The sequence below is a fragment of the Pedobacter ginsenosidimutans genome (assembly GCF_001442625.1).
Lineage (GTDB): Bacteria > Bacteroidota > Bacteroidia > Sphingobacteriales > Sphingobacteriaceae > Pedobacter > Pedobacter ginsenosidimutans.
Genome location: NZ_LMZQ01000076.1, coordinates 1 through 4,297, shown reverse-complemented (window position 1 = coordinate 4,297; position 4,297 = coordinate 1). Strand labels below are relative to the sequence as shown.

Sequence of the window (4,297 nt, the reverse complement as noted above, 5' to 3'; positions counted from 1 at the left end):
CCGCAGCAGCATCTTTAAGCACCGTAACACTCTCAACGGTAACCGGATCTATATGGTTCATATCCATCGGTATACCATCTACAAGTACTAATGGATCGGAGTTGCCCAATGTGCTTATTCCTCTGATTTTGATGGCCGCAGCATCTCCTCCCGGAAGACCAGATGATTGCGTTACGTTTATCCCGGTAACCCCGCCCTGTAACGATTGTGAGAGCGTAGTAATGGGTTTCCCCTCAATATTCGATTTAACATTTAATGAAGCAATAGAACTGGCAATATGTTTTTTCTGCTGCTCGTTAAGACCAACTACGACCACTTCATTTAGGGCAGAAACATTTTCCTTTAGTGATAAGTTAAGACTTCGGTCTGCCTTTACCACCGTATATTCAAAACTAGAAAAACTAACCATTGAAAAGACCAAAACATCGCCTTTTCTGGCCTTTATAGTGAAATATCCGTCTCCATCAGTGCTCGTTCCGCTAGACGAGCCTTTTATCCGGATACTTACCCCGGGTAATACCCCTGGTGGTTCGTGGGTATCGTATACACGCCCCCTTAAGGTGAGTAAACTATCTTGAGGTACACTTTTACTTCTTTCTTTTGAGAGGATAACTACCTGCCTGCCTGATATTGCATACGTTAGGCCGCTATCTCTTAGCGCAAGGTCGAGGATTTCTTTTAAGGTCTTATTGTTCAGCTTCAGGTTAAGTTCTTCGTATCTGTTGAGTTTGATGAAATCGTCTTTATAAATAATCTGATAATTGCTCTGCTTCTGTATCTGCTGAAATAACTGTGGCAGATTACCCTTAAGGAGGTCTATATCCATCTTTTCCTGGGCGCTGGTACTGGCATAAGCGCTCATCATTCCTATCCATAATAAAACCATCGTTACTTTCATAGTTCTTATTATTTTAGTTTTGAGCCTGAAATAGCGTGCATGAGGTTCACATACATGAAGTTTTTTCATATTTTTGTTAATGAGTTAAATAATAGCTTGAATTGGTTATTGTTTGAAGGAGATGTTGCCGCATCTCCTTTTTTTATCAAGTTAGTTAGCGTTTTTTCAGTTCCAACCTCCTTTCGCTATCATTGTAGGTATATGGTGTACCTAAACATAAGGTTTGTATCACATCAGCCACGCTGCGCTGCAGGTCGAGTCTTCCAGAGAATCGCTCTCCGGAAAGGTCCAATCCGCCTGTGCTGATTTCGATATGGTAGTATCTGGCTATGCGCTGTATAATTTCATCAAGGGGTTCGCTCTGCATATCCACATAACCTGCTTTCCAGGCTTCGAATTCGGTTGTTTTAACCTGCGAAATGTGAACGTTGTTATTTTTAGCATCAATGCTAATCTGTTGTCCGGGCACCAATTTCTTTTCGACCCTGTTTAACCAGTTGCCTGTAGAAAAGGCGATACTGCCCTGAACCAATACGGCATAATTCTGATCGCTTTCTGTATTGGAACTCACATAAAATTCTGTTCCCAAAACCTTTATTTCCATGTGTTTTGCCCTTACAAAAAAAGGATGTTGTTTATCGTGCCTGACATCAAAATAACCTTCGCCCTCCAGATATACTTCTCTGGTATCGCCTTGAAAGTTTATCGGATAGATTAGTTTTGAGCCTGAGTTTAACCATACTTTTGTGCCATCGGGAAGACTAATGGCAGAACGCCTGCCCTCGCCAACCACTACTGTGTTATAATCGTTTGTAGTAATGATATCATCGTGCAAGGATATATCCGTACCTTTATTCGTTTTATCTTTTGAGATTTCTATTATCGCATCAGGACTTTTTTTATTCAGATTCTGCGCTGCAAATTCCATCAACTTATGGGTGGGTGTATTTTTGCTGTATTGCCAAAATCCGATTCCAAACGCTACCAACAGCACTGCGGCGGCCTGTAAATACGGTTTAAGTGAGACTCTTTTAGTCTTAAGTGTTGTACTTTCTGCTATTTTCTCCCAAAGCGCTGCCGCTTCCAATGGCTCCAGTTTTTCCTGCCCGGCACTTTTAACTGCTATCTTAATCTCATCTGCCAGTTCGCGTTCACTATCCGAAATGTGGTCTTCTTCTCCCTGGGGTATACGCCCTGAAAGTAAATCCTCGGCCCTGTATCTGTTCTTCGAATCCATGTATATACTATATAATAAACCACAGAGTGAAGAATCGGAATTTTATAGACGATAAATTGAAAATATTTTCAAAAAGGCACCAGAAAGACGCTCAGGCCAGTATTTTATAGATGTGGCTTACCACCATACGCTCGCGTAGCTGCTTTATTCCTCGATATACTAAAGTTCTACAGGTCTCTAAAGAAACATTCATAATAGCTGAAATCTCTTCATAATCCAGTTCTGAATTGAACCGAAGGTAAAGTGCTTCTTTCTGTCTGCTAGGGAGCAGTTCAAGTTGCCTGCTGAGTTTTCCCAATAACTCAGATTGCCGTTCATCGTTTATTATTTGCTCTTCCATGCTACCTGATAACAAGAAAGGGATTTCAAAATGCTGGTTAATCTCGGCTGCTCTCTTTTTCAGCACCAAACATATCTTCCTTTTAAGCGAGGTGAAAAGATAGGATTTTACATTTACCTCTATAGCAAGTGTACGGTGATACTTAAAGAGGTCAACAAAAAGGTCTTGTATTGCATCCTTTACCAGTTCGGTATCTGTGGTAAACCTGAGTCCGAAAGAATAAAGCATATCAGCAAACTCCGTATACAACAGTTTCATGGCGCCATCGTCGCCGTTAATAAATGATGTCCATAAATCTCTATATGCCTCTTTCGACATCGTTTGCTGTTTTTTAGGTATATACATCCGGTCGATATACCAAGGATCTGAACGTTATGTCAATATTAAGAAAAAAAATTTAGACCCGGGATGTTTAAGCCGCAACCTACATTATCCGTTTAAATTTAAGGGCAAGCCAGGATTAACAATTTGTTAAACCCCGAAATGGGGAGCTTAAAATGTTTTGTGTGATCAATATTTTACCAGTTTCTGTGATCGTAATCCTATTTACGTAAGACTAATTTTATCACGGATTTGGATGGCTGCAATCTTCCTCGTTAACACTTCAAGTTAACCTAAACTTAAAACCTTTTAAACAGGTAAAGCGTTTATTTTTAGATAACTTAGAGTATAACTAAATATAAGCATATGAATACTCAGGAAGTAGCTGACAAACTGGTGCAGCTTTGCCGTGAAGGCAAACACGAACAAGCCATTGATGAACTTTATGCAGACAACGTGGTAAGTAAAGAGCCAAAAGGCTCGCCAATGGAATTAACAGAAGGCAAAGATGCCGTTAAAAAGAAAACGATACAATGGGAAGAAAGTGTTGAAGAGATACATAGCTCTTCTTGCTCAGAACCAATTGTAGCAGACAATCATTTTGCTATTGTAATGAACATTGATGCCACCTATAAAGCCCATGGAAGAATGGCCATGAGTGAAATCTGTGTTTATGAGGTTAAGGACGGAAAAATCGTAGCCGACGAGTTTTTCTACCGCATGGGTTAAAATATAAAAAGCCCAGATATCCATCTGGGCTTTTATAATCAACTAACCTAAACTTATAAATACTAACCAAATATTTATACCGCAAAACTAATGACCGATTATTAATTCAGTGTTAAATATTTATCACGTGTTATCAAAAATTGGTTACATCGCATTAATCACAAAGCACCGCTTATCGGGCAAAAAATAATTAAAATCAAATTTGCTTTGCCTGTTCTATGAAGGAGAATGTTTTATTACCTTTAATTAACGAGCAATTTCTAACCATAAAACATATAAAATTGATAACAATGCCTAATCAGCAAGACCTTTCAAAAAAACACCAACTCATTTCCGACCTGTTTAAATGGCCTACAAAAGCTTCTGATTGGGAACAGTACAAGCTCAGCAATGAGCAACTTGATTTTTTTAATACCTTTGGATACGTTAGTGATGTAAAGTTATTGGAGGAATGGCAGGTTGAGCGGCTGAACAAAGAATTAACAGAAATTATAGATCCTGTGCACCCGTTAAATGGGCTGTTTCACGAGTTTCACAGTAATGAATCTACAGATCCTAATTCAGTATTATTTCATGCTTTAGGCGCCTGGCGCATTACCGAAAGCTTTCATGATGTGATATGGAATCCGGCTTTCGCGATGGCGGCCAGTCAGATTTTAGGCAATAAGGGCGTACGTTTCTGGCACGATCAATTGTTCTGTAAACCAGCAAAACACGGAGGAGTTGTAGCCTGGCACCAGGACTATTCTTATTGGACACGCACCAGACCCAT

5 protein-coding genes are annotated in these 4,297 nt (G+C 39.7%); 2 read left to right on the top strand and 3 right to left on the bottom strand.

The features are described 5' to 3' along the window. From ASU31_RS26925 to ASU31_RS26915, 3 genes are all read right to left on the bottom strand, one after another. Nucleotides 1-898: STN domain-containing protein (locus ASU31_RS26925; RefSeq protein WP_245224625.1), on the bottom strand; the 898-nt coding region annotated here is incomplete at its 3' end. A gap of 154 nt (nt 899-1,052) precedes the next feature. Continuing rightward, entirely contained in the window at nt 1,053-2,135 is a 1,083-nt protein-coding gene (locus ASU31_RS26920) for a FecR family protein (RefSeq protein ID WP_057935323.1), read from the bottom strand. Nucleotides 2,136-2,226: 91 nt separating this feature from the next. Then, complete coding sequence (locus ASU31_RS26915; protein WP_167346257.1) at nt 2,227-2,793, bottom strand: RNA polymerase sigma factor; 567 nt, start codon at nt 2,791-2,793, stop codon at nt 2,227-2,229. 369 nt (nt 2,794-3,162) lie between these two features. Here ASU31_RS26915 and ASU31_RS26910 point away from each other — a divergent pair, with 369 nt between their 5' ends. Continuing rightward, nucleotides 3,163-3,525 carry a nuclear transport factor 2 family protein gene (locus ASU31_RS26910; RefSeq protein ID WP_057935321.1) on the top strand — a complete coding sequence of 121 codons (363 nt, stop codon included), beginning with the start codon at nt 3,163-3,165 and terminating at the stop codon, nt 3,523-3,525. Between the two features lie 290 nt (nt 3,526-3,815). Then, a partial coding sequence (locus tag ASU31_RS26905) for a phytanoyl-CoA dioxygenase family protein (protein ID WP_167346256.1) occupies nt 3,816-4,297 on the top strand: 482 nt, incomplete at its 3' end.

What these genes read in the sequence shown, in the direction of transcription:
- ASU31_RS26920 (WP_057935323.1), bottom strand. Translation starts at nt 2,135, where the DNA reads ATGGATTCGAAGAACAGATACAGGGCCGAGGATTTACTTTCAGGGCGT.
- ASU31_RS26915 (WP_167346257.1), bottom strand. Translation starts at nt 2,793, where the DNA reads ATGTCGAAAGAGGCATATAGAGATTTATGGACATCATTTATTAACGGC.
- ASU31_RS26910 (WP_057935321.1), top strand. Translation starts at nt 3,163, where the DNA reads ATGAATACTCAGGAAGTAGCTGACAAACTGGTGCAGCTTTGCCGTGAA.